25 protein-coding genes are annotated in these 26,625 nt (G+C 33.5%); 19 read left to right on the top strand and 6 right to left on the bottom strand.

Annotated elements, in window-relative coordinates:
- On the bottom strand, positions 1-793 hold a 793-nt coding region (locus tag TA89_RS09815), incomplete at its 3' end, for a daunorubicin resistance protein DrrA family ABC transporter ATP-binding protein (RefSeq protein ID WP_040213015.1).
- A gap of 48 nt (positions 794-841) precedes the next feature.
- Complete coding sequence (locus TA89_RS09810) at positions 842-1,270, bottom strand: MarR family winged helix-turn-helix transcriptional regulator (RefSeq protein ID WP_040213014.1); 429 nt, start codon at positions 1,268-1,270, stop codon at positions 842-844.
- Between the two features lie 473 nt (positions 1,271-1,743).
- Between TA89_RS09810 and TA89_RS09805 the strand changes: the two genes are divergently transcribed.
- The 3 genes from TA89_RS09805 to TA89_RS09795 all read left to right on the top strand — a co-directional run bounded on the left by TA89_RS09805 (position 1,744) and on the right by TA89_RS09795 (position 5,837).
- Complete coding sequence (locus tag TA89_RS09805) at positions 1,744-2,265, top strand: ferritin (RefSeq protein WP_040213013.1); 522 nt, start codon at positions 1,744-1,746, stop codon at positions 2,263-2,265.
- Positions 2,266-2,955: 690 nt separating this feature from the next.
- Complete coding sequence (locus tag TA89_RS09800) at positions 2,956-4,314, top strand: MATE family efflux transporter (RefSeq protein ID WP_040213010.1); 1,359 nt, start codon at positions 2,956-2,958, stop codon at positions 4,312-4,314.
- A gap of 164 nt (positions 4,315-4,478) precedes the next feature.
- On the top strand, positions 4,479-5,837 hold the full coding sequence (locus tag TA89_RS09795; RefSeq protein WP_040213008.1) for an MATE family efflux transporter: 1,359 nt from the start codon (positions 4,479-4,481) through the stop codon (positions 5,835-5,837).
- Positions 5,838-5,917: 80 nt separating this feature from the next.
- Here the strand turns inward: TA89_RS09795 and TA89_RS09790 are convergent, their stop codons facing one another.
- Complete coding sequence (locus TA89_RS09790; RefSeq protein WP_040213006.1) at positions 5,918-7,006, bottom strand: lactonase family protein; 1,089 nt, start codon at positions 7,004-7,006, stop codon at positions 5,918-5,920.
- Between the two features lie 386 nt (positions 7,007-7,392).
- Between TA89_RS09790 and TA89_RS09785 the strand changes: the two genes are divergently transcribed.
- The 3 genes from TA89_RS09785 (at position 7,393) to TA89_RS09775 (ending at position 10,532) form a co-directional block, all read left to right on the top strand.
- The gene (locus TA89_RS09785) at positions 7,393-8,274 is read left to right on the top strand and encodes a DMT family transporter (RefSeq protein ID WP_040213003.1); all 882 of its coding nucleotides are present in this window, start codon (positions 7,393-7,395) and stop codon (positions 8,272-8,274) included.
- 103 nt (positions 8,275-8,377) lie between these two features.
- The gene (locus TA89_RS09780) at positions 8,378-8,710 is read left to right on the top strand and encodes a phasin family protein (protein ID WP_040213002.1); all 333 of its coding nucleotides are present in this window, start codon (positions 8,378-8,380) and stop codon (positions 8,708-8,710) included.
- Between the two features lie 226 nt (positions 8,711-8,936).
- Complete coding sequence (locus TA89_RS09775; RefSeq protein ID WP_040213000.1) at positions 8,937-10,532, top strand: ABC1 kinase family protein; 1,596 nt, start codon at positions 8,937-8,939, stop codon at positions 10,530-10,532.
- 112 nt (positions 10,533-10,644) lie between these two features.
- Here the strand turns inward: TA89_RS09775 and TA89_RS09770 are convergent, their stop codons facing one another.
- A complete protein-coding gene (locus tag TA89_RS09770; protein ID WP_040212997.1) occupies positions 10,645-10,956 on the bottom strand; it encodes a winged helix-turn-helix transcriptional regulator in 312 nt (103 codons plus the stop codon).
- 512 nt (positions 10,957-11,468) lie between these two features.
- Here TA89_RS09770 and TA89_RS09765 point away from each other — a divergent pair.
- From TA89_RS09765 to TA89_RS09730, 8 genes are all read left to right on the top strand, one after another.
- Positions 11,469-12,023: a nitroreductase family protein gene (locus tag TA89_RS09765; protein ID WP_082023902.1), complete on the top strand. Its 555-nt coding sequence runs from the start codon at positions 11,469-11,471 to the stop codon at positions 12,021-12,023.
- A 373-nt stretch (positions 12,024-12,396) separates the two neighbouring features.
- Positions 12,397-12,948, top strand: a complete 552-nt coding sequence (locus TA89_RS09760; RefSeq protein WP_040212994.1) for an RNA polymerase sigma factor — start codon at positions 12,397-12,399, stop codon at positions 12,946-12,948.
- Positions 12,932-13,720 carry a hypothetical protein gene (locus TA89_RS09755; protein ID WP_052447410.1) on the top strand — a complete coding sequence of 263 codons (789 nt, stop codon included), beginning with the start codon at positions 12,932-12,934 and terminating at the stop codon, positions 13,718-13,720. Before TA89_RS09760 ends, TA89_RS09755 begins: the two co-directional genes overlap by 17 nt.
- Positions 13,721-13,880: 160 nt before the next feature.
- Positions 13,881-14,438: a phosphatase PAP2 family protein gene (locus TA89_RS09750; protein ID WP_040212991.1), complete on the top strand. Its 558-nt coding sequence runs from the start codon at positions 13,881-13,883 to the stop codon at positions 14,436-14,438.
- 50 nt (positions 14,439-14,488) lie between these two features.
- Entirely contained in the window at positions 14,489-15,799 is a 1,311-nt protein-coding gene (locus TA89_RS09745) for a tetratricopeptide repeat protein (RefSeq protein WP_040212987.1), read from the top strand.
- 15 nt (positions 15,800-15,814) lie between these two features.
- Positions 15,815-16,987, top strand: coding sequence for a beta-aspartyl-peptidase (iadA, locus tag TA89_RS09740; protein WP_040212985.1), 1,173 nt, complete (start codon positions 15,815-15,817; stop codon positions 16,985-16,987).
- A gap of 207 nt (positions 16,988-17,194) precedes the next feature.
- Complete coding sequence (trxA, locus tag TA89_RS09735; RefSeq protein ID WP_187119288.1) at positions 17,195-17,509, top strand: thioredoxin; 315 nt, start codon at positions 17,195-17,197, stop codon at positions 17,507-17,509.
- 26 nt (positions 17,510-17,535) lie between these two features.
- Complete coding sequence (locus tag TA89_RS09730) at positions 17,536-18,414, top strand: NAD(P)/FAD-dependent oxidoreductase (protein ID WP_040212981.1); 879 nt, start codon at positions 17,536-17,538, stop codon at positions 18,412-18,414.
- 110 nt (positions 18,415-18,524) lie between these two features.
- Here the strand turns inward: TA89_RS09730 and TA89_RS09725 are convergent, their stop codons facing one another.
- Together TA89_RS09725 and TA89_RS09720 are read right to left on the bottom strand one after the other, a co-directional pair.
- Complete coding sequence (locus tag TA89_RS09725; RefSeq protein WP_040212978.1) at positions 18,525-19,151, bottom strand: cell wall hydrolase; 627 nt, start codon at positions 19,149-19,151, stop codon at positions 18,525-18,527.
- Positions 19,152-19,373: 222 nt separating this feature from the next.
- Positions 19,374-20,372 (bottom strand): hypothetical protein, encoded by a 999-nt coding sequence (locus TA89_RS09720; RefSeq protein WP_040212976.1) that lies wholly within the window; start codon positions 20,370-20,372, stop codon positions 19,374-19,376.
- A gap of 202 nt (positions 20,373-20,574) precedes the next feature.
- Here TA89_RS09720 and cdaA point away from each other — a divergent pair, with 202 nt between their 5' ends.
- From cdaA to ptb, 5 genes are all read left to right on the top strand, one after another.
- Complete coding sequence (gene cdaA / locus TA89_RS09715; RefSeq protein ID WP_040213020.1) at positions 20,575-21,408, top strand: diadenylate cyclase CdaA; 834 nt, start codon at positions 20,575-20,577, stop codon at positions 21,406-21,408.
- Positions 21,378-22,592, top strand: coding sequence for a CdaR family protein (locus TA89_RS09710; protein ID WP_040212974.1), 1,215 nt, complete (start codon positions 21,378-21,380; stop codon positions 22,590-22,592). The genes cdaA and TA89_RS09710 overlap by 31 nt, the downstream gene beginning before the upstream one ends.
- 120 nt (positions 22,593-22,712) lie before the next feature.
- Positions 22,713-24,320 (top strand): NAD(P)/FAD-dependent oxidoreductase, encoded by a 1,608-nt coding sequence (locus tag TA89_RS09705; RefSeq protein WP_040212971.1) that lies wholly within the window; start codon positions 22,713-22,715, stop codon positions 24,318-24,320.
- Positions 24,321-24,596: 276 nt separating this feature from the next.
- The gene (gene buk / locus TA89_RS09700; RefSeq protein ID WP_040212968.1) at positions 24,597-25,691 is read left to right on the top strand and encodes a butyrate kinase; all 1,095 of its coding nucleotides are present in this window, start codon (positions 24,597-24,599) and stop codon (positions 25,689-25,691) included.
- The gene (ptb, locus tag TA89_RS09695; RefSeq protein WP_040212965.1) at positions 25,684-26,589 is read left to right on the top strand and encodes a phosphate butyryltransferase; all 906 of its coding nucleotides are present in this window, start codon (positions 25,684-25,686) and stop codon (positions 26,587-26,589) included. Before buk ends, ptb begins: the two co-directional genes overlap by 8 nt.
- Positions 26,590-26,625: the final 36 nt, after the last annotated feature.

Genomic DNA, 26,625 nt, shown 5'->3' with positions numbered 1-26,625 from the left:
CAGCATTAAAAGAGATGACATCATCTTTAATTTTAGGATTTATATTATACTTTTCTCTTATAGCAGTCATAGCTTTGTTGTTGTCTTCAGTGGAGATTTCCAAAACGTCACCTCCAAGGCTGTTTTTAAGAGACTCAGGTGTTTCCAGTGCAATGATTTTGCCGTCATCAATTATGGCTATTCTGTCGCAGAATTCTGCCTCATCCATATAATGAGTGGTTAAGAATACTGTTATTCCGGCTTTTTCCTTGAGTTTTAATATATACTGCCATATATGAGCCCGAGTTTGAGGATCAAGTCCTACAGTAGGTTCATCCAGAAATATAACCTTTGGGTAATGAAGAAGTCCTCTGGCAATCTCCAGCCTTCTTTTCATTCCTCCAGAAAAAGTCTTAACCAAATTATCCTTTTTATCATAAAGTTCCACCATTTCCAGAACCTCTTTAATCCTTGATTCTCTTTGGCTTTTAGGCACACTATAGAGTCTGCAGTGAAGCATCAAATTTTCATAGGCGGTTAATTTGATGTCCAATGTGTTCTCCTGAAAAATTATTCCGATGCTTTCTCGAACCTTATCTTTTTCGCTGCTGACATTGTAGCCGTTTATGGAAGCTACTCCTGAGGTAGGCTTTATCATAGTGGACAGCATATTTATAGTGGTGCTCTTTCCAGCCCCGTTAGGTCCTAGAAATCCGAATATTTCTCCCTGTTTAACATTGAAACTCACATTTTTTACCGCCTCAAAATTTTCATAAGTCTTTTTTAAACTATCTATTTCGATTATATTTTTCATAAAAAATTCTCCCTTCTGAAACTTAAATTGAATTGTTCTGATAATTAGTTATCTATGCAGAAGTACTTTAAGGGTTTTCAGACCTTTAATAACAGAATTAATTTCTTCTTCACTTCCTTTAGAAACGAGACTGGCAAGATAATCATTAACAGTATTGTGGATATCATCTTTAATTTCCTCGGTTTTTGGGGAAAGTATTAGATATACAATCCTCTTATCTTCGCTGCTCCTTACCCTTTCTAATAAACCCTGCTTTTCCAATCTGTCAACGATTCCGGATACAGTACTGTTTGCCAGATTCATTTTTTGGCTAAGCTCGCTGATCTTAAGCTTTTTATGGGAATATAAAATTTTTAGTGCATTTATTTGAGGAAGGGTTAAATCAAAATCTTTAAAGCTGCACTTTAATTTGTTATTAAGTTCGTGATTTATTTCTTTTAAAAGTGCAGATATTTCAGCACCCTTTGCGCTCATCATAATAAAACCTCCCAAGTAATAAACCAAATAATATTATTAATTCTTAACGAAATATATTTAGCATTCTAATGTTTCGCTTACGAATTAATTTAATTATATTACTATAACTATTTTGTGTCAATAGATATTATTAAAAAATAATTATTATTTAAAACTATTTGGATAAAAATCAGTAAAAGAAGCTGGATAGTTCATTAATAAATTTATATAATTACTGGTTAATCTTATTATGTATTATAGTAGAGACAAAAATTACAGGAGGAGCTTAAATATTGCTTTATTATTTTAATAGAGTTTTAAAAATTAATTAATATTACTAGGTATTTAATTAGTTTTAGATATAAAAGGTATATGATATAATGGATACACAACTATTTAAAATATTAAACAGTATGACCTATACAACTTTATTTAACTTCTGAAAATAAAAATTAGGGCTGTGAAGTAAAAAAGAATAAGGAGGACATTGAATTATGTTAAGTAAACGAATTGAAGAATTATTAAATGAACAGATTAATTACGAATTATTTTCAAGCTATCTATACCTTTCCATGTCTGCATATTTGTCTGATTTAAACATGAATGGCTATGCCCACTGGTTTCATATTCAAGCTCAGGAGGAGAAGGACCATGCCATGATTATATATAACTATGTAATCAGTGCAGGAGGCAGAGTTAGGTTGGAAGCTATAGATGGACCTAAAACAGAATTTACAGATATCAGAGAAGTGCTGGAAGAAACCTTAGAGCATGAAAGAATGATAACACAAAAAATCTATAAAATAGTGGATGAAGCTACTTCTGAGAAGGATTATAAGACAGTAAAAGCTTTAGAGTGGTTTATAAATGAGCAGGTAGAGGAAGAGGAAAATGCAGTAGACAATATTGCAAAGTACAACATGCTTGCTGATGATGCTAAAGGATTATATCTTTTGGATAAAGAAATGCTTGCCAGGGTATATGTACCTTCCGCTATGTTAGGTAACAAAGCATAAATTTTAATAAAGCTGCATAATACCACATATTTATAGTTAATAAAACTTAAATGGAAGGGATATGTAATCCCCAAAATACATATTTATTATTTTGCAATCCGCATAGTACATATTTATAATTTAGTAAAATTTGAGTAGAGGGAATATGGCATAAATATTCCTTCTATTTTTTCTTTGTGAAGGCAAAAAAAAATGGATGCTGTATTTAAAAGGGATTCTGAGCAATCCGTTTTAAATGACTACATCCGAGATAAGGGGTAATATTCAAAAGAATATTAGTTATGTTCCAGAACGCATATTTTTTAATAATTCAAACTTAATTATTAAACAAGCGTCTTGTGAATTATATAACAATAATATTGTATCACAGATTTTTAATAAAACAAAGGTTATATTTACCATTATAAAGGTTAATTTATTCTATATAAGATTAATGCAAGTTATATAATACTAAGATTATTTATATCCGATTGATATATGAAAAACTTTTGATTGATATATAAATAATATCAGATTTATATATAATTATGAGTTAGGAAAAAGCTATTTTAATTGCTATTATTATATATTTCGTATTTATTATTTAGAAACTAAATAAATTTTTAGCTGGAATAAAGTTTTCTTTTTGCTATTTATTAATGATATAATTTAAAATGAATGGTAATTTCAGGATTGGAAAGGATGAGGTAAGTGGACTCAAAAAAACGAAGACAGCTTATATTAGAAGGCAGTATTTATAAGGTTATTATTACTCTATCACTGCCTATTATGGTTAATAACCTGATCCAAACTCTTTATAATCTTGCTGACAGCGTATGGGTAAGTAAAATAAGCTCAGTTCATTTTGCTGCTACTGCATTTGTATGGCCTGTTAACTTTTTGTTTGTATCTTTAGGAATAGGTTTGTCTGTAGCTGGAAGCTCCATTTTATCTCAGCTTATAGGAGCGAAAAAGTATGAGGATGCAAATAAGTATTCTAATCAGCTTATAGCAGTATCCTTCATAAGTTCATTAATTTTTGCGCTTATAGGTTACATATTAAGTCCTACAATTATTAAATTGATGGGTGGAACAGGAAGTCTTGCAGAATACAGCGATATCTATCTAAAAATAACATTTTTGGACATGCCGTTTATGTTTTTGTTTTTTAATTATAACTCTATAATGAATGCTCAGGGTAACACCCTTCAACCTACTATATTAAGCGGAATTAGCGCAGTACTGAATATTGTGCTGGATCCCATACTTATCTTTAATTTCAATATGGGAATAGCAGGAGCTGCTATAGCAACCCTTATATCTAAGGCTATACTTGCAGCATCGGGATTTTATATGCTGGCAATAAGGCCGGGGATAATTAAGGTCAACTTTAGAGGATTCAAATTTAATAAAAATATTATTTCAAGGATTGTAAAGATAGCACTTCCTTCAGCTTTAGGACAATCCGGTTCCGCCATGGGATTTATAGTGTTAAATGGATTTATAGCATCTTATGGAACTGCAACTATGGCTGCCTTCGGAATGGTTAACAGGATTACAGGTCTTATAATGCAGCCTGCCATGGGTATAGGAGCAGCTTTAACAGCTATTGTGGGACAAAATTTAGGCTCTGATCAGATAACCAGGGTTAAGGAAGCCTTCATAAAATCAATAAAGCTAACATTGATATTTTCTGTGATAGGCTGTGCGGTACTATTTATCTGGGACAAGGAGATTATAAATTTCTTTATACAATCTCGAGATGATATGGAGGTTATACATCAGGGAGTAACATATCTGCAGTATATTACATACTCCATGCCTCTAATGGGTATATTCAGCATACTTCAAGGAATATTCCAAGGATCGGGTCATACTAAGTATTCTATGAACATGGAAATAGGAAGGCTTTGGTTTGTGAGACTGCCTATGATACTCCTATTTAAGCATTTTACTGGTGTAGGTCCTACGGGAATATGGTTTTCTATGAGTTTTAGCAACCTTGTAATATGTGTCTACGGCTATCTTGTATACAGGCAGAACAAGTGGCAAAACAGGATAATAAAATAAGTAAAAAATAAAAATAAATGTCTTCACCCCTGGGGTGCTTCCATTTCACTGGAAGCACCCCAGGGGTGAAGACATTTTTTGGAATAAAATATATTTTTAAATCCATTGATAAAGGTGATATAATCTTTATTGGACTAATTTTACAATAGAAAGGCAGGGGTATTATGGATTCTCAAAAACGAAGGCATCTTATTTTGAATGGTAATATGTACAGGGTTATAATCACATTGGCTATACCCATAATGATTAATAATTTAATTCAGACTTTATACAGCCTGGTAGATGGAGTTTGGGTGAGTAAGATAAGCTCAGTGCATTTTGCAGCTACTTCCTTCGTATGGCCGGTAAACTACTTATTTGTCTCTTTAGGGATAGGTTTATCCATTGCAGGTACCTCCATTTTGTCTCAGCTTATAGGTGCGTCAAAATATGAGGAGGCAAATAAATATTCTATTCAGCTTATAGCTATATCCTTTTTAAGTTCCTTGTTTTTTTCATTCATAGGGTATATGCTGAGTCCTATTGTAATAAAATTTATGGGGGCTGCAGGAGAGCTTGCTGAATACAGTAGTATATATCTTAAAATAACATTTTTGGACATGCCTTTTATGTTTTTGTTTTTTAATTATAATTCTATTATGAATGCTCAGGGCAATACTTTAGAACCTACGATATTAAGCGGTATAAGTGCACTTTTAAACGTGGTGCTTGACCCTATATTTATATTTAATTTCAACATGGGAATAGCAGGTGCGGCTATAGCTACCCTTCTATCCAGAGCTTTACTTGCTTTCTTAGGATTTTATCTGCTTATAAAAAGACCGGGTATTATAAAAGTTAACTTCAGGCATTTTAAATTTGATAAACATATAATTAAAAGAATAGTGAGGATTGCCGTACCGACATCAGTAGGTCAATCAGGCTCAGCGGTGGGATTTATTGTTTTGAATAGCTTTATAGCATCCTACGGAACTGCTACCTTGGCTGCTTTTGGTATGGTAAACAGGATAACGGATTTGGTGGTTCAGCCCGCTATGGGGGTAGGTGCAGCCTTAACTGCAGTCGTTGGGCAATACCTAGGCTCAGAACAGCTGGATAGGATAAAAGATGGATTTAAAAAAGCAATAAAGCTTTCCCTTACAATATCTCTCGTAGGCTGCGTAGTTATGTTTGTATGGGATAAGGAAATAATTAATTTCTTTATACAATCAAAGGATGATGGAGAAGTTATTTCACAAGGGATAACCTACCTTCATTATATAACCTATTCAATGCCTCTTCTTGGAATATTCAGCATCCTTCAAGGTATATTCCAGGGATCGGGGCATACGAAGTACTCGATGTCTATGGAAATTGGCAGGCTATGGTTTATAAGATTACCTATGATATTGCTCTTTAAATATCTCACAGATATTGGCTCTACAGGAATATGGTTTTCCATGAGTTTTAGCAACTTTATAATTTGCATCTACGGATATGCAATATATAGAAGAAACAAATGGCAGCACAGGATTATTAAATAAGCAAATAAATGTCAACACCCCTGGGGTGATTCCATTTTAAGGAAGCACCCCAGGGGTGTTGACATTTACTGGTGGTTTACTTAGATATTCAAAAACTTTATGCATACAGGGTTTGGAACTTCAATAGGTTCTCCTAATTGAGTCAGGGTTCCCTGATCTTTATTGATGGAATAAAGAACTATGTTGCTGCTGTTCTGGTTTGCAGCGATTAAAAATTTCCCATAAGGATCTATATTAAAATCTCTTGGACCATCACCCTTGGTGAAGTAATGAGAAATAAACTGCAGGCTTCCTGTAGATTCATCTACTGAAAATACAGCTATACTATTATGACCTCGGTTGGATGCATATAAAAATTTGCCGTCAGGGGAAAGATGGATTGCTGCACCGGTATTTTCTCTCTTAAAATCCTGAGGAAGAGTTGACACATATTGCAGTTCCTTTAAGGAATAATTTTCTGCAGAATACTCTAAGACTGCTATCTCAGAACTTAATTCTGTTATCACGTATATATATTTTCCATTAGGATGGAAAGTCGAATGCCTTGGACCGCAGCCTGGTTTTAAGGAAATTGAGAAGTTGGGATTATGACTAAGCTTACCTTTCTCAAAATCAAATTCATAAACTTCTATTCTATCAGTTCCTAGATCTACAGCAAAAACATGTTTTTCTCCCGGTGAAAGAGAAGCATAATGGACGTGAGGGGCATCTTGTCTCTCTTTATTTGGTCCTGATCCTGAATGCTCCACTATATCGGAAGGCATGGCTATACTTCCTACGTCTGTAATAGGAAATACCGCTAGAGTACCTTCGTGATAGTTTGCCGAAAATAGGTAACTATTATTTTTGTCTGTGCTTACATAACATGGTGATTTACCTTCTAAAGTTTCATAATTCAATAATTTCAGATTTGAATCTTCCTGATTTATTGAGTAGGAAGCTACACCGTTGCTTTCAAGCATATTTTCATCCGGTGATTTAACCACGGAATAAATGAACCTGTTTTCCTTATCTATAGCTAGATAAGTTGGATTTTCAAGCTTTGCTGCAAGTTCTATGTTTTCTATTAAGCCTGCGTCAGTATTCAATATAAAAGAATAAATTCCTTCGCTTTTACCTTGGGTATATGTTCCGATATATCCTTTAAGCTTGGTGTTATTTATTTCCATAACATAACCCTCCTGTTAAATACATTAAAATAATTGCATGTTGATGAGAATAATTATAAGTTGATTATACCTGATAAAATTTACAAAAATATTAACAAACAAAAAATTTAAATAATATTAAATTATGGATAAATTGAAACGATACCTTGAACATGACAATTCATATGGTTTTTATATATTCAAATTATTTCTGTATAAGAAAATTCTAATTAATAATAAAATTCTAATTAATAATAAAACCTGTCTTTTTTAGATATATTATATATATGAGGGGTCAATAGATATTCTTATATTTAATGCTAATCCGTTGTAACTGCGATAAAATAAGTATTGCGGATAATAAAAATTAGGCCTTAATTAGAATTATTTATGTACGGGAGGAGAAAATGGAAAAGAGTAATAAGCTTCAGGGAATTTTATATGCTGTTTTTTCAGCATGTGCTTTTGGTATTATACCGATATTTGCTAAGTTTGCTTATAATGCTGGGGCAAATGCAATAACAGTAGTACTTTTAAGATTTTTATTTTCAGTAATTATTTTATTATTTTATTTTTTATATAAGAAGGTAAACCTTAAGGTTGACAAAAAGCTTCTGCCTAAATTTGCTTTTTTGGGAATTGTGGGATATGCAGGCACAAGCATTACCCTGTTCCTGTCTTATAATTATATCACCGTAGGGTTAGCAACCAGTATACACTTTGTTTATCCGGCTATAGTAACATTATTTTCTATAATGCTGTTTAATGAAAAGCTCAATTACAGAAAGCTATTATCCCTTGTATTCTGTATTGCAGGAGTATATATATTAATAGGCTTCAGCGAGATAAGTTTAAATATTTCAGGCATTATGCTTGCTCTGGCTTCAGGGGTTTTTTATTCCCTTTATATTTTAGGGATTGATTACAGCAATATAAGAAATATAGATACTTTAGTAATAACCTTTTATGTTTTGGTATTTTCACTGCTTGGAACCTTAGTTTTCGGTATTATGAGTAAGAGTTTATCTTTTGATTTTCAAGCTTATGGTTATGCTTCAGTAGCGGCGCTGTCACTGGTATGCACCATTATAGCACTAAGCATTTTTTCTAAGGCTATCATGATTATAGGATCCTCCAGTGCGGCTATATTAAGCACCTTAGAGCCTATAACAAGTATAATATTAAGTGCAATTATTTTTAAAGAAGCAATTACTATAAATACCTTTTTAGGAAGCTTGTTAATAATAAGTTCCGTTTATGTGCTTATTACAAAAAAACAGGGACAATAAAAGATATGTTAATTTATAATAAATATTCACTATGAATAATTAGTTAATCAAGCAGTGATGCTATAATTATATTAAAAATATTGATATTTAGGAGGTATATATTATGGATGATAAATTAAAAAATATACTCCTAGCAGGTATAGGAGCGGCTGCGTATTCCTACGAAAAAGCTGTGGACATGATTGAGGAGTTTGTTAATAAAGGCGAACTTACTGTCAACCAGGGAAGAGAGCTTTCCTCAGAGCTTAAAAGAAAGGTTGAGGATTATAAATCTAATCATAAAGGCAGCGAAGAGAGCAAAAACTATCTTACTGTAGAGAGTCTGATGGAAGTGCTGTCTACACTTAATTTAGCTACTAAAGAGGACATAAGACTGCTAAATGACAGAATAAGCATTTTAGAGAATAAAGCTGATAACGGTGGAGTAATAAACTAAATAAGTCCAAATAATACTTTCCACCGAGCAGTATGAAACTAAAATTAAACATAATTAATTGTTATGAACGGTATAATAATAAAGCAGTAATGAAATAAAGTAGATACCCCTTAAAGGTTGTCTACTTTAATTTTTTAAGATATATAGCTTTTTTATATAGGATTTGAATAGTGAATACGAGAAATCATTTGATTCATTATAAGTCAGTATTTAAGGAGCTGATAAAATGAAAAGCGGTACGGAGAATAGGAGAATAAGAGAAATAGCTTCAGTTTTTATTAAGTATGGTATGAAGGAAGGACTAAAATCTATAACGGATCCTTCAAAGCTGAGAATGGCTTTTGAAGAATTAGGTCCAACCTTTGTTAAAATTGGCCAGATTTTATCCACAAGGCCTGATATACTGCCTAAGGAATATATAAAGGAATTCCAAAAGCTTCAAGATAATGTTAAGAGTGAACCCTATGATAACGTAAAGGCTATAGTAGAAGAAAATCTTCGCTGCAGCCTTCAAGAAGTGTTTTTAAGCTTTAATGAAAAACCGGAAGCTAGCGCTTCGTTAGCGGTAGTACATAAAGGAGTATTAAAAAATGGCGATGAAGTTGTTGTAAAGGTTCAGAGGCCAGGAGTAAGAGAAACGATTATGAGGGATATATCAGTATTGAGAAGACTTTCATCCCTAGCTAAAATAATGCCTCAAAGAGAAGTTATAGATGCAAAAAGTATCATCAATGAGATTTCAGAAGCGGTAAACAAAGAGCTGGATTTCACTATTGAAGCTGAAAATATGGAAAATTTCAGAGAAAAAAACAAAGGGATTCAGTGTATTTATTGTCCTAAGATATATAAACAGTATACTACAACAAAGATACTGGTAATGGAATATGTAAAGGGAATAAAAATAGATGATATTGATTCTCTGGAGAAGGATGGCTATGATTTGGAGGATATATCTAAAAAGCTTATCAACAATTATCTCAAACAGATTTTCGAAGATGGATTTTTCCATGCGGATCCCCATCCTGGAAACATTTTAATAGGTGGAGGTAAGATTGTCTATTTGGATTTTGGACTGGTTGGAACCATAGATAAGGGACTGAGAGATAGATTTCTGGAATTTCTATATGGAATAGCTTCCAGAAATGTGGACACTATGATGTATTCAATATTAAAAATCGGAATTCAAAAAGGGGAAATTAACAAGAAGAAACTATATTCGGACATTGAAAGTATCTATAACACATATATTGAAACGAATTTAAGCCATATAGATATTAAGGGAATGATGGAGCAGATTTTTAATGTGTGCAGAAATAATAATATAGCTATTCCTAAAAATGTAACTATGATGATTAAAGGGCTTATAACCATAGAGGGTTTGGTGGAAAAGATAAATCCCTATTTAAATATTATGGATATAGCTGTTCCTTTCGTTAAGCAGCAGATGATGAAAAATAAAGATTTTAAAGAGGATTTCGTAGAAAGTATCGAGGATCTTTATCTCTTATCTAAATCAGGTGTTAAGCTGCCTATAAAGTTTTTAGAACTCATAAATACCACTTTATCTGGTAAATTAAAGTTTCAGCTTCATCTGGAAAACTCAGAGCTGCAGAAGGGGATAAATGATTTAAACAAAATGGTAAACAGGATGATATTTGGACTTATAGTAGCATCCATAATCGTAGGATCAGCTATCATAATAAATTCAAATTCAGGACCTAAAATACTTGGTATTTCAGTCTTTGGTGCTATCGGATACCTAGGAGCAGGAATTATGGGACTATGGCTCCTTTACTCCATATTCCGATCGGGAAATATGTAATAAATTACCATCACCCCTGGGGTGCTCCCTTTTTATGGGAACACCCCAGGGGTGATGGTAATTCCTGTAACACAAAAAAATAAAGCCTTGAAGCATATGCTTCAAGGCTTTGCTATTTTACCCATTTTTCAGCCCACCTCTGGATTTCCTCCATGGAAAACTTTAGATCTCTACCCTTATCTGTGAGCTCATACTCTATTCTAACTGGGGTTTCAGGATAAACATTACGTTTAATAATACCTTCACATTCTAATTCTTTAAAGCGCTCAGTTAACATTCTATCGCTTAATTCTGGTATTAAACTTCTTATATCAGTAAATCTTTTAGGACCCTCCAAAAGCACTCTTATAATAAGTCCGTTCCACTTTTTGCCTAGAAGCCCAAAGGCTTTCTCAAATCTGGGGCATAAATGAAAATTATTCATTTTTATCACCTCAGATATAATTTTACCACTTATTGAACAAAAGTAAATATATTATTTATAAAAACTTACTTGACTAAAGTTAATAATATATAGTATTATACTTACAATAAGTAAGTTAATTATAAATAATTGATTAATAATGTTGCTGATTTGTTGAAGTGGGCAGTGTATATTGATTAAGCTATAATTAGCTGAAGTAAATAATTCTGTTAAAGCGGATTACCACAGCTTTGAACTAACATTAATTTTTACAAAGGATAAAATTGACAAATAAAAGGTATAAAATTAATATGTTTATTTTTAGTATAAGTAAGTCTGAGGAGGTGTTATTTAACTTCTGAATGAGTATAGAAGAAACAGAAGCAGAGATTATACTGCAAAAACTTATATACAAAAGGTAAAATGAAATTTTTATAGTTTAATAATATTATGAAAAGGAGAGTTTAATATGGATTTAAAAAAAAGTATATGAAGACAGAAGATCAGTAAATTTTTTCGATAGTACAAAGGCGCTGGAGGAGGAAACCTTAAAAAATATAATAAACCTAGCAGTATTGGTACCTTCAGCTTTTAACCTTCAGCCATGGGAGATAATAGCGCTAAAATCAGATGAAGCAAAGGAAAGGTTCTTTAAATTAGCTTATAATCAGCCAAAGATTAAGGAAGCTCCTGTAACTTTGATTTTAGTAGGAGATAAAAGAGGCTATGATAAGTCAAATCCTGTATGGGAGGAAATGCTAAACAGCTTTGGTGGAGACGAAAATGTTGTTAAGGGCTCTCAGGATATGGCTGCAGCTCTTTATGGAACAAAGGAAGAGGACGGGCTTAAATTCGCAGAAAGCAACGTAGGACTTCTTGCATCATCTATAATGTATGCTGCAAAATATTATGGAGTTGATTCCCATGCTATGAGCGGAATAGATTTTGAAGGAGTAAAAAAAGAATTTGGACTAGATGAAAATAAAACCGTAGTTATGGCTATTTCTTTAGGATATTTTGATGAGAGCAAGGAGCTTTATCCAAGAAGACCAAGAAGAGGCTATGATGAAATAGTTAAGGAAATCTAATTTTTATATAAGTATGTAAAAGGACATCTGATGATTTGATATGCCTCATTCAATGCAGGAAATTACTAATTCAATTTCCTGCTGTAAGGTGAGTATATCAATAATCTGGTGTCTTTTTTTATTGAAATGTCAGCTTAATGGATAATAAAATAGAAAATAAAAGAAAAATCATGGAAAAAGAAAACTATTTAATCAATTATAGGGTAATAAGTATATAAATATTAATTAATCTGTACAGTAATTAATTTATATTTTCATAAAATGCGCTTCTACTATTATAAGGGCAGAAAAAATCTTTGGACAGTGGACTGAGTTGAATTTAAAAAAGGAAACTCATCATAAATTAACTATATTACAGGAAAGAGGGATATGAGTGGAAAAGGTTCTGATACAGGCTGTGAAAAAGAAGGATAAAAGAGCTTTCGAGGAATTGTATGAAAAATATTCCTCTTATGCCTTGAGAACAGCCTATTTGGTAACGAAAAGTCATTCCTTAGCATCGGATGCAGTGCAGGAAACCTTTATTAGAGTGTACTTTTCTATAGATTTATTCGATATAAACAAGCCTTTTAAATCTTGGCTTTATAAGATATTAATCAACGAATGCTGCAGATTGATGAAAAAGAATGCAAATACCGTATATCTTGAAGATTTTCCTGTATTTTTAGAGAAGGAAAAACACTATGATAATCTTGATACAGAAAGATATGAACTTCTGTATAAATCTATTAGGAGGCTGAATGACAAAATAAGAATACCTATGGTGCTTAAGTATCTTAGAGGTTTTAAAGAAAAAGAGATAGCGGATATATTAGACATCAACATAAATACTCTTAAATCCAGGCTGTTTAAAGGGAGACAGAAGATTAAAGAGTATATAGAGGAGAACTGTGAAGGGGGGAGTTTTAATGAATACCAATCTTGAGGATAATATCAGAGAAGTGATGCTGAAAAGCAGTGACAAAATGGAAAATCGCAGGGAAGAGGTATGGGAAAATATATTAAGTGAAATTTCTAAAGAAGAAAAGTCTTCAGAGTTAAGAAGCAAGTATAAAACCGAGGAGAATAGGAATATGAAAAGCAGGGTAAAGCTTTTGATAAGTACCGGAATAATTGCAGCAATGTTTATGATTATGATATTTAGTACAAATAAGGGAGAGGCTGTATTTGCTAAATTTAAAGAGATCTTTGCTCCTAAAAAAGAAGTAACCTTAAATTTAGAAGGTATGCCGGAAAATAAAGAACTTACATTAAATGAAAGCAAAATGGGATATATAATTTACTATGATGAAGATCTATACACCTTAACATCTCAGGAGGATAAAGACCTTATAGAACCCAAGCAGAAGGCCTCCTATGCTCCGGAGGTATTTATGGAAATTACTCAGACTGCATCTAAAAAGCCTCAGGAAATAGCAGCAGAGCTTGAGAATCAGCTAAAGTCCAAATACAAATATGTAATTAAAGAAAATGAAACAGAACCTGTAAAAGGTATAATGATTAAAGCTAAGTCAGGTAATAAGGGAGAAGATGTTATAATAAAATATCATGTAATAGACAATACTAAAGGCGGAGCAATAGTTATTAAGGAACAATATTTCCTGGAAGCTGCAGAAGGACACGGAGCGAGATTCCACGCAATGCTTAAGGAATTTAAGCTTGTTAATTCTGAAGAGAAAAAGGTTCTGCCTAAGTAAGTTTTTTACCTTAAATAGTAATGAGTTTTTTATATTAAATTATATTTAAAATATATATTTTACGAGGTAATGCAGAATAAAAAAGATCTGGGAAGTAATTTGCTCCAGATCTTTTTATGTTATAATTATTAGTAATTTATAAAAAGGGCAGGTGTATTTTTTGCATAATTTCACAGTACTTCTTAATAATTTAGACAGAAATATTCTTAATAATATACAGCAGTATTTAAAGAACCCCTTCTTGGATAATATAATGCCTTTTATAACTGCCTTAGGAGATGCAGGAATCATATGGATATTAATAAGTATAATACTTATATCCACTAAAAAATACAGAAAGGCCGGAATAGTATGCGCTTTGTCATTGGCAATAAATGCAGTGCTTGGAGAGGTTGTTATAAAAAATGTAATCCAGAGAGCCAGACCTTTTATACATGATCCAAGTCTTGATTTGCTAATTGCAAAGCCTAAAACTTTTTCATTTCCTTCAGGGCATACTGCATCATCTTTTGCAGCGGCAGCAGCCTTATCGGTATATTTGAAAAGATATAGCATAATATTTTGGGTTTTAGCAGTGCTTATAGCTTTTTCAAGATTATATTTATACGTGCATTTTCCAAGTGATGTAGCAGGAGGAATACTATTAGGATTAATAAGCTTTAAGCTGGCAGACTGGACTTATAAAAAATTTATAAAAAAACGCAGTGATGATATATAATAAATAAAGATGTGTGGAATTTCCGCTGGTAAAGGATAGGGATGGGGATTATGGATAAGGGATTAAAAAGAATATACTCAAGGGCAATGAAATGCTATCAAAATGGTCTTCCGAACAAAGCATTAGCCTACTGTGAAAGAGGTATATCAAAAGATATAAACTTTGCTCCTCTCTTAAATCTTAAAGGGCTGATTTTATATCTTCAGGGAGATTTAGAGGGATGCAGAGCAGTTTGGAAAATAGGGGCTGAACTAAATAAAGATGGGGCCTCAAAAAACTATTTAAAAAGCTGCAAAGAAGACGGAGAAAGATTAAAAAAATATTCTAAAGCGCAGCTGTTAATAAAGGAAATGAGAATCTCAGAGGCGATAGCTTACTTAATGGAGTGTCAGGAAAGTGATTTTAATATAATAAATGTATCAAATTCACTCACTGAATGTTTTATTAAAAAGGGAGAATACATAAAGGCTGAGTATTACATTGAAAAGGTACTGAAGATAGATAAGAAAAATAAGCAGGCAGTAAATAATCAGACTGCATTAAATAAATTCACCTCAACAGGCCTCTTTAAAAAAGTTCTCAAGAGCAGAAAAGAATTTTTATTAAAGGGCGGAATGGTGCTTAGTGGGATAATAATTGTATTAGCTGGAGTATTTATAATTAAATCAAATTTCGCTAAGGAAGAAAATTATTTTGGAAAGATTACGAATAAGCTGATGGCAGCTGGAAAGATAAAAAATGATGAAAATTCACAAGAAAATTCTGATGATGTAAATAATAATTCGGTATCAGGAGATAATATAAATTCAGAAAAAACTGAAGAAAACCAACAGAAAGAGGGGAAGTCTGAAGCTTTTTCTGCTTCTGAAACAAATGATGCAATAAATAATAAGGATTTTGAAAAGCTGAACCTTATGGCAGAGACTTTTAAAAATGAAAAAATGAGCATTAATGATCAGGCTCTTTATAATAAGGCTTTAGAGGTTCTTAATGGTGAAGGAGCGGAATTCTTTTACGGAAGAGCTATGAAGTTTCATGATGAAAAAGACTATGAAAGAGCACGACAGGACTTCGAAATATCATTTAAATACAGCGGTGAAAACTATTTAACTTCCCATATTATTTTTATGCTGGGGGGCACAGCAGAAAAACTGCAGGATATAGAAAGTGCCATAAAATACTATGAGCTTTATGCTAAGAATTATTTAAATTCAGAGTATGGAGACTTAGTTCTTTATAACTTAGCAAATTTAAATAGGAATATTAACAATGAGGAAGCATATAAATACGCATTAATGCTTAAAGAAAAATTTCCTAAATCTATGTATTTCAATAATCCTATAAAGGAAATATTAAAATAAGATAAGGAGAAAAGTATGATTACAGTAGTTAAAAATGCAGAGATTTACGCTCCTGAGCCTTTAGGTAAAAAGACATTAGTTATACTTGGAGATAAGATAGAAGGCATATATGATGATTTAAATATTCCCAAAGACTTTGTTCAAATTGATGTTGTTGATGCAGAAGGAAAAATTTTGGTGCCGGGCTTCATTGACAATCATGTACATATATTAGGCGGAGGAGGGGAAGGAGGATTTAAAACAAGAACTCCTGAACTTACCTTATCAAAGATCACTACAGCGGGCATAACTACAGTTATTGGTTGTCTGGGGACAGATGATGTATGCAGAAGTATGAGGAGTCTGGTAGCTAAAGCCAATGCTTTAGAGGAAGAAGGCATTACTACTTATGTTTATACAGGTTCCTATGAAATTCCTATTAAAACCCTAACTGGAAGTGCTAAAGGCGATATAATGATGGTTTCAAAAATGATCGGAATAGGCGAAATAGCGCTGTCTGATCACCGTTCTTCCCAGCCTACCTACGAGCAGTTTATAAATACTGTAGCTCAATGCAGGGTAGGAGGACTGCTTTCAGGTAAGTCAGGTGTTGTAAATGTGCATTTAGGGGATGGAGCCTCTATGATGGATTATTTATTTTCTATGCTAGATAACACTGAAATACCGGCATCACAAGTGCTGCCCACCCACGTTAACAGAAAAGATAAGCTTTTTGAAAAAGGTATAGAATACATAAAAAAAGGCGGATTTGTAGATTTAACCACCAGCTTTGACCCTGATTTTTTAGAGCCTGGTGAGGTTAAGGCTTCAAAGGGCTTAAAGCTCCTGTTACAATCAGGTTGTCCTATAGATAACATCACTTTCTCTTCTGATGGAAACGGAAGTATGCCGATTTTTGATGAAAACAGGAAATTTATTGGTCTTGGTATATGCTCTGTAGACAGCCTTTATAGAGAAGTAAAGGATGCGGTAATGCTGGAGGATATACCTTTAGAAGAAGCTATTAAGGTGATAACTTCAAATCCGGCGGAAATTTTTAAGTTAAAAACCAAAGGAAGAATAGAAAAAGGAAGAGATGCTGATTTGGTTTTATTGGATAAATCTACATTAGATATAAACAGCGTTATGGCAAAGGGAAAGTTTCATATACATAACAAAAATACATTGATAAAAGGAACTTTTGAATAATAAGATCAGTTAAATATGCATTTACTAATCTCATGAGGCTTAATTTAATCTTTAATTTTGGATAGTAGAGGCGGTTTAGCATTAGTTAAAAAATTCATGCTTTTCCAGGATGAAAAAATCAAAAAATATAATTGACAATTTATGAAAAATAATATAATATGATTACAGAGAGTTACCCCTAGGGGGTATAAAAATGGAGGGATAATTATGTTAATACACGTAGGAGACAATGATTTTGCAAATCAAATAGAAAATGAAAAGGGGATTGTCCTAGTTGATTTCTGGGCAACTTGGTGCGGACCATGCAAGATGATTGCACCGGTTCTTGAACAGCTTTCAAGCGAAATTCCAGAGATAAAAATAGCTAAGGTAGAGGTAGATGAAAACCCTGCTTCTGCTAGTAAATATAGAATAACAAGCATACCTACCTTAATGGTCTTTAAAAATGGTACAGTGGTTGAAACTGTAGTAGGATTCAGACCTAAGCAGGAATTAGAGCAGATAATAAGAAAGCATATGTAGTTATTTCAAATCCTGTTTAAGGAGAGATGAAATTGGAGAGATACGATATAGGGATTATAGGCAGCGGACCAGCAGGACTTTCTGCAGCCATTAATGCTGCCATAAGAAACAAAAGGGTTATAATTTTTGGTAATTCGGACTTAAGCTCCAAGCTTGTAAAAGCTCCCAGAATAAACAATTATCTTGGATTTAAAGAGATTTCAGGAGTTGAACTAAAGGAGAATTTCTTAAGCCATATTAACTCTTTAGGATTAGAAATAGTAAATGAAAGAATAAACAATGTCTATGCCATGGGCGATTACTTTGCTCTTATGGTAAATGAAAAAATGTATGAAGCTGAAACAGTAATAGTAGCTACAGGTATAGAATATACCAAACCTTTTAAAGGTGAGGAACAGTTTGTGGGAAAAGGCGTAGGTTATTGCGCAACCTGTGATGCTCCTTTGTATAAGGGAAAGACTGTCATTGTGATAGGCTATAACAAAGAAGCAGAAGATGAAGCAAACTATGTCAGTGAACTTGCGGGAAAGCTTTATTATATACCCATGTATAAGGATGAGCTGAATGTGAATTCTTCTATTGAGGTAGTTTGGGATAAACCTTTAGAAATAATAGGTGTTGACAGTGCTGAAAAGCTTGTTCTTGAAAATAGAGAAATCGAAACTGATGGAATATTCGTTTTAAGAGACAGTATTTCACCGGGACAGCTTGTTCCTGGACTTAAGATAGAAGAAGGGCACATTGCTGTAGACAGATTGATGAAAACAAATATAGAAGGCTGCTATGCTGCCGGTGATTGTGTAGGAAAGCCCTATCAATATATTAAGGCCGCCGGGGAAGGTTTGATTGCTGCTTTAAGTGCCACAGCATATATAGACATTAAAAATCGTAAAAATTTAAAATAATAAAAAATAAACTTAAAATTAATAAGCTTTTTATGGATTATATTTAGTGAATGCATAGAAATAAGAGTCTGGAAATATTTGATTCCAGGCTCTTATTTTATCTCAATCAGTTACTTATTAAAGAAAATATGATTTCCAATACTTTTTGAGTTTAATTTGTTTACATTTTTCATCCAGGCTGAGGTAGCTGTTTTAGGGTTATAAAAGTAAATGGCGTTGTTTGTAGGATCTGTGCCGGATATTGCGTCCATTACAGCCTTATAGCAGCTTTCATCAGGATTTGCATTGATTTTTCCGTTTACTACGCAGGAAAAGGCGTTTTTTTCTTTTATAACTCCCTCAATAGTACCGGGAAATTTCGGGTTTACTGCACGATTGAGGATTACAGAAGCAACTGCAACCTTGCCTTCATAAGGCTCTCCTCTGCTTTCTTTATATACTACCTTCGACATAAGCTCTATATCATTGCTTGTAATATAAAGCTTTTTAGAGCCTGAGTTAAATACCTGTACAGCTTCCATTTTTTCATGATAAAGGTTTATTGAATCGTTGATTCCTCCTCGGCTGAATACTCTATTGTCAATATTTTCTATAGGTTCACTTTTATTATACAAAATTTGGGGAGAATTATTTACAGCACTGCTGTTTAATTGCAGAGAGTAAGTTGAAAAAAACTTCGTATTAATAATTACTAAGATTATAAGAATAATCTTCAGAGCATAATTCTTGCTTTTCATAAAAAACCTCCTTTGGATTACGCTGCTATCTCATATTTTCTCCTTTATTAAAAATTTAATTCATTAAAGCTATATTTTGGGATAAAAGCTGGAGATTTTAAAATATGTTTACATGACTTTTTGCAGAAATATAAGAAAATATGTATCTATAGCCCTTTATTCAGGAGGATATTAGCAATAAAATAACTGCCTGAAAATGAAATTGCATTTTCAGGCAGAGTTTTATTTTTGTTTAAAATTAGTATATATTTTTTGAAAACTTTCAAAGGCAGCTTTCAGTTCCTCATGGCTTTCAGTACAGTTTTCATACAGTATATCCAAATCATTCTCGGTTAGTGATTTTTCCTTTGATTTAAGGCTTTCCTCGGTAACCGCTTTTCTAAATTCCTGAATATACTTATTATAGCTGCTTAGGCACTGTTTAAAGCTGTTATAAGCTTCTAAAGCATTATTTGGTATAGAAATTACATTAAAACCCTCAGTTATGGAAACTAACCCTTCTATATCTTTATCTATACTGTTTACTATTCCGTCAAAATTCTTTTCTCCTTCTCTCACTCTCTTAAGTGCTGAGGTGTAATCTGAATTTATATTATTAAAACTTGCTGCCAGCTTATCCATGGAAAATATAAATTCATTTTTTTGAGAAGCTATTATGTCGCTGTCTCTATTCAGCTTTATAATTTCATTAATATATTCAAAGGCATTATCTATAAACTCCAATGTGCCCTTAGGAAGTTCTACGCTTAATCTTTTATATTTTGCTGCTTCATAGGAAGTAACACACTGCAGCCTGTATTCCTGAAGGGCTTCAAAGGATTTACCTATATCCTTTGCATTAGGGTTTTCTAAAGAAAGCTTAAGCTGCTCATACAGCCTTATATTATTTGAAAGACCTGCATATAAGTTGCTATGAAACTCTCGTAATTTATCTGAAGGTTCTTCTTTTTCTAAGTTATCTTTGATTGTAGAGAGATCCTGCAGGATTTCAGGAAGAAGATTTAAGGATTTTTCTACATTTATGGTTTTGTCTTTAATAAGGTCTTCCAGCCTTCGGTTCTGAGCTGTAATGCCCTTTATAGAAATATTTACTCTTCCCTGGTAAGTTTTAGAGGAATTTGTAGCAAAATAGCTATATGTAAACAAAAACATTACGAATATTAATAATATAAAAGCAGAAGCTGAAATAATCATAAAAAGCTTTTTATTTTCAATTTTCATATTTATACCTCCTTTGAAAATCTTAGTTAATATATATTCATACCTGAAGTTTAAAATGACCGGTTAGTATTTAAAAATTCGAATATAAAGTTTTAACTTTATTTAAAATTTACATCAGAGGTACTAACTAAAACCGTTATAGTGTATAATTGTAAATGTAACGAAATACAGAGGTGAAGTATTTGTGGATATACTAAATGTAATGTTTAACACAATTAAAAATATATCTTTTTGGAGCATATTGGACATAGCCGTGGTATCATATATTTTTTTTAAAGGTTATATGCTTATAAAAGAAACCAGAGCTGAACAGCTCTTAAAAGGAATTTTTCTTATAGTTATTTTAATACCTATAAGTTCGCTTTTAAAACTTAATACTGTATATGTAATACTGAGCAAAACTATTACTATCGGAGTTTTATCCATAATAATCATATTCCAGCCTGAAATAAGAAGGGCTTTAGAGCATTTAGGAAGAAGTGCTTTTAATGATATACATCCCATTGAAAATGATGAGCTTATGGAAAAGGTAGTTACTGAGATAGTAAATGCAGTAGAGAATTTATCCTTATCTAAAACCGGTGCTTTAATTGCTATAGAGCAGTCTACAGGATTGGGAGAAGTTATAATGAATGGTATTCAGATAGATGCAGTGGTTTCCTCGGCGCTTATTGAAAACATATTTGTAGTAAATACGCCGCTTCATGATGGAGCCACTATTATCAGAAACAGCAGAATTATAGCATCTGGCTGCGTTCTGCCTCTCACCAGCAGCACTGATATAAATAAAAAATTGGGAACACGTCATAGAGCAGCTATTGGGCTTTCTGAGACTTCTGATGCTTTAGTTGTCATAGTATCTGAGGAAACGGGAACTATATCCTTAGCAGTAAATGGCAGACTGTCTAGAAATTACGATCGTGACAGATTGAAAGACGTGCTTCTTAAAATTATGAAAAATAGAAGGAATAAAAGGGTTAAAACATTAGGAGAAAGGGTGAAAGGATGGATATCTCAAACAAAAATAAAGAAATAATGGTAAGGATCATCTGTGTAATCCTGGCTTTTGCTTTGTGGCTTTATGTAAATAATATTGAAAATCCAACTCGAACCTTTAAACTAAGCGGTATTCCGGTGGAAATAATAAATCAGGATGCTTTAAAGGATTTAAAGTTAACCCTGCTTCCTAATCAGGAGTATACTGTGACCTTAAACCTAGAAGGACCAACCTCCGAGGTTTTTTCTGCTAAGCCAAGTCAGTTTAGGGTAGTGGCTGACCTCAGCGCTTATGCAGTAACTAAGGGAGAAGTTCTTATTCCTGTGGAAATTGTAAGCTTTCCTTCTAATATAAATATAAAAAATGACAAGTTTTTAAGGGTTAAAGTATACATAGATGACTATGTAGAAAAAAGCGTACCAATACTTCCTGAAGTTAAGGTTTCCACAAAGCAGGGGGCATATACCTCTGAACCGGATGTAAAGCCTACAAATGGAATGGTGTCAGGTCCGGCTCAGTATGTTAACAACGTAAAATATCTTATTGCCAAAGGGGAAGTAAATAATGCAGATAAAGATGTTTCTGTAAATCTTCCGCTAAAGGCAGTGGATGCTGATAAGAAAGAGGTTCAGCATGTAAAGATTGAACCAAGCAATGCCATGATAACCATACCCGTACGAAAATCAAAGTTCGTAAATATAAATGTGAAAACAAAAGGAATACTGCCAAATGGACTCACTCTAAAAAATATAGATGTAACACCGGATAAGCTGGAGGTTATAGGTGATGAGTCAGTATTAAACAATATAAGCAGTTTAGACACGGAACCAATTGATCTTTCTAAGATACCTGAGAATGGGGAAGTAGAAGCTAAAATTGTAATTACGGAAAAAATTAAGATTATAGGCAATAAAAATACCGTGTTGGTTAATATAAAAACTGCAAAGCTAGCTCAGAAATCTTTTAATATTAAACTATCAGCGGTAGGACTTGGAGAGGGATTCTCCGGACAGCTGGAGAGAGATACTATTACAGTGGTAGCGGAAGCTGAAGAAAAAGCCATAGCCTCTATTAAAGAGGAAGATTTTAAAGCAGAAGTAAATGCCTCGGGATTGACAGAGGGAGTTCATGACATTCCTATAAAAGTCACTTCCGGTAAACAGGAGGTCAGAATAGTGAATTTTAACCCGGAAAAGGTGAAATACACTATAACAAAAAAATGATTTAATCATCCATAGTGTTTTAAAAAGATGATAACTGTGGAAACTATAAAGGTGATATAAAAATACAGCTTGAAAAGCAAAGTTACTTTTCAAGCTGTTTTACTGAGGTGAACATCCGTTATGAGTATAAGAATAAATAATATAATTTTAGACATAGAAGAAGGAATGGAACTTCTTCCTAAAAAGGCGGAAAAAAAGCTTAATATTCCTGAAAGAGAAATAAAGAATTTAAGGATAATAAAAGAATCTATCGATGCAAGAAGAAAGAATTTAATTAAGTTTAACTACTGCATTGACATAGACCACGAAGATGAGAATTCTATAATTACTAAATTACAGGATAAGGATGTTATGCTGGAGGAAACAGCATATGAAGCTGATCCGCCTAAAGGAAGTGAACAGCTTTTCCACAGACCTGTGGTAGTTGGAATGGGACCCGCTGGACTCTTTGCTTCTCTTCTTTTAGCCAGGAAAGGTTATTCACCCTTGGTGATAGAAAGAGGAGAACCTGTGGATGAAAGAACCAGAACTGTTGATAAATTTTGGCAAATTGGAGATCTTAACTTAGAATCAAATGTTCAGTTTGGAGAAGGAGGAGCGGGAGCTTTTTCCGATGGGAAGCTTACCACCAGAATAAAGGATAAGAGATGCGATTTTATATTAGATGCAATGGTGAAGGCTGGGGCTCCGGAAGAGATAATTTATAAAGGAAAGCCCCATGTAGGTACAGATATACTTAAAAATGTGGTTAAAAATATTAGAGAAGAAATAATTTCTCTAGGCGGTGAGGTTAGATTCAATTCAAAGCTTCAGAACATTGTATATAAAGATGGAAAGATAAAAGCTGTAGTGGTTAATGGTGAAGAAATACCCTGTGAAGCTCTTATTTTAGCTCTTGGTCATAGTGCCAGAGATACATATGAAATGCTTTATAGAAATGGCATATATATGGAGGCTAAGCCCTTTGCCATAGGAGTAAGGGCAGAACATCCACAGGAACTCATAGACGTTAATCAGTATGGCAAATTTGCAGGGCATCCAAGGCTTAAGGCTGCAGACTACAGACTTACCTTTAACAGCAGCAATTTTAACAGATCTGTGTATTCCTTCTGCATGTGTCCCGGAGGACTTGTGGTAGCTGCAGCATCGGAAGAAAAGAGGCTAGTGACAAACGGAATGAGCTACCATGCCAGGGACAAGGAAAATGCCAATTCTGCCATTGTAGTGTCAGTATCTCCTGAAGATTTCCAAGGGAATTCACCTCTTAGAGGGATGGAATTCCAAAGGCATTATGAAGCCCTTGCCTATAATCTGGGAGGAGGGGGATATAAAGCACCTGTACAGCTCCTTGGGGATTTTTTAAGGGATAAGGAAACTGTCAGATTGGGCTCCGTTAAACCAACCTACCAGCCGGGTTATGAATTCAGAGAATTAAAAAAATGCCTGCCTTCATATACAGTAGGAGCCTTAAAAGAGGGTTTTAAAAACTTTGACAATAAGATAAAAGGCTTTGCAGATAACGATGCTGTTTTAACAGGAATAGAAACGAGAACCTCAGCACCGGTGAGGATAATTAGAAATGAAGTATTAGAAAGCATATCCCTTCAGGGACTATATCCCTGCGGTGAAGGTGCCGGATATGCAGGAGGTATAATCTCCGCAGCGGTGGATGGCTTAAAAATAGCAGAAGCTTTAATAAAAAGATGGTGCCAGGCACCTGACAAGTGACAAACTTTTCTTTAAATTAATATATATAGAGAATCCTGAAATAAATTTGATAAAATTCTGAAAAATTGTCATGATAATTAATAAATCGATAATTGTTTGTATTTTTAACGGCATAATTTAACAATTAAATTATGCCGTTGTTTTGTTTTTGAAGGATAAAAATGTGGAAAATATTATTTACTTTATCTCGGTGTATTTGTTTTAATTGAAATTTTTGATAAAATAAATATTGTATTAAGGGGTAATGATTGTTAAAAAATTATCATGGGGGTTATTATGGTAAATAAAAATTTAATATTAGTTATTAATCCAGGTTCTACTTCTACAAAAATTGCCATCTATCAGGATGAAAAATTTTTAGAAGCAGAAAATCTTTCCCATTCTAATGAAGAAATAAGCGGATTTTCGTGCATTTATGATCAGCAGGATATGAGGACAAATGTAATATTAAATTGGATTGAAGAAAAAGGTATATCTCTTAAAGCATTCTGTGCTGTAGTAGGAAGAGGAGGCCTTCTTAGACCCATGCCCGGAGGAACTTATCTGGTTACAGAAGCTATGCTTAAGGATCTTAGAACTGGTTTTCAAGGACAGCACGCTTCAAATTTAGGAGGAATAATCTCATATAATATAGCAAATTCATTGAATATACCTGCATATATAGTGGATCCAGTGGCTGTAGATGAAATCCATGAGGAGGCAAGGATTTCCGGTATGCCTGAAATTCCAAGACGTTCTCTAGTTCATGCATTAAACATTAAAGCCACCTCTAGAAAAATTTGTGATAAAATTAACAAAGTTATAGAGGATACTTCTTTTATAGTGGCTCATTTAGGAGGAGGAATTTCAGTGGTTCCTCTTAAAAACGGAAAGATTATAGATGTAAATAATGCTAATGAAGAAGGACCTTTTTCTCCGGAAAGAGCCGGAGGATTACCTGCAGGCGATCTTGTGAGATTATGCTTCAGCGGAAGATACAGCTACAGCGATATTAAAAAGAAGATGGTTGGCAATGGGGGATTAATAGGTTATTTAGGAACCAACGATGGAAGGGTTGTAAAGAAGAGAATCCAGGCAGAAGATTCAGGGGCAGAGCTTATCTATAAAGCATTGGCATATCAGATAAGCAAAGAAATCGGGGCTATGGCCGCTGTGCTCCATGGAAAGGTTGACAGAATCATACTTACAGGCGGACTTGCTTATGACAGCTTACTGACTTCATGGATAAAAGAAAGGGTAGAATTTATCGCTCCTATTGAGGTGGTTCCGGGAGAAAATGAAATGGAGTCCCTGGCTCAGGGGGCGTTAAGGGTGCTGAAGCAAAAGGAAAAAGCTAAAATATACGAAAATGAGGTGTTCATTGATGGTTAAAAATTTTGATGAAGTACTTAGCAAGGTTAAAGGAATTAAAATTAAAAAAGTTGCAGTAGCGGTAGCACAGGACGAGCCAGTTCTAGAGGCTATAAATGAAGCTAAAAAGCAGGGGATTGCAGATGCAATATTAGTTGGTGACAAAAATGAAATTGAACTCATTGCAGAAAAGCTTGGCATGGATGTTTCGCAATTTGAAATTATTCATGAGCCTGACAGCAGAAAAGCAGCTTTAAAAGCCGTAGAATTGGTTTCTTCCAAGAAGGCAGATATGGTTATGAAGGGGTTAATAGATACAGCTAACTTTTTAAGAAGCATACTTAATAAGGAAGTGGGATTGAGAACAGGTAAGCTCATGTCGCATGTAGCTGTATTTGAAATAAAAAATATAGACAGATTGATATTTTTAACTGATGCTGCATTTAATACTTATCCGGACTTAAAAGCTAAAATAGACATTTTAAATAATGCAGTAGCTGTAGCAAATGCAGTAGGAATTGATACTCCAAAGGTTGCGCCTATATGTGCAGTAGAAGTAGTAAATCCAGATATGCCTGCAACAGTTGAAGCTTCTATATTATCAAAGATGAATGAAAGAGGACAGATAAAGGGCTGTATAGTCGATGGCCCTTTGGCACTGGATAATGCCTTATCTGAAGAAGCTGCTCATCATAAAAAAATATCCGGACCGGTAGCGGGAAAGGCTGATATAATGCTTCTTCCAAATATAGAAAGTGCAAATGTAATGTATAAAACACTTACATATACAGCAGATACAAGAAATGGAGGAATACTTGTAGGTACTTCTGCTCCTGTTATATTAACCTCCAGAGCAGACAGCTTCGAAACAAAGGTGAATTCTATAGCTCTTGCGGCTTTAGTAGCTGAAAAAAATTAATAATACTATTCTAGAGCAGAAAACTGCTTTTATATA

The sequence above is a fragment of the Clostridium polynesiense genome (assembly GCF_000820705.1).
Classification (GTDB): domain Bacteria; phylum Bacillota; class Clostridia; order Clostridiales; family Clostridiaceae; genus Clostridium_AA; species Clostridium_AA polynesiense.
The sequence above is the reverse complement of the archived record's forward strand: the minus strand, read 5'-3'. Positions and strand labels throughout refer to the sequence as shown.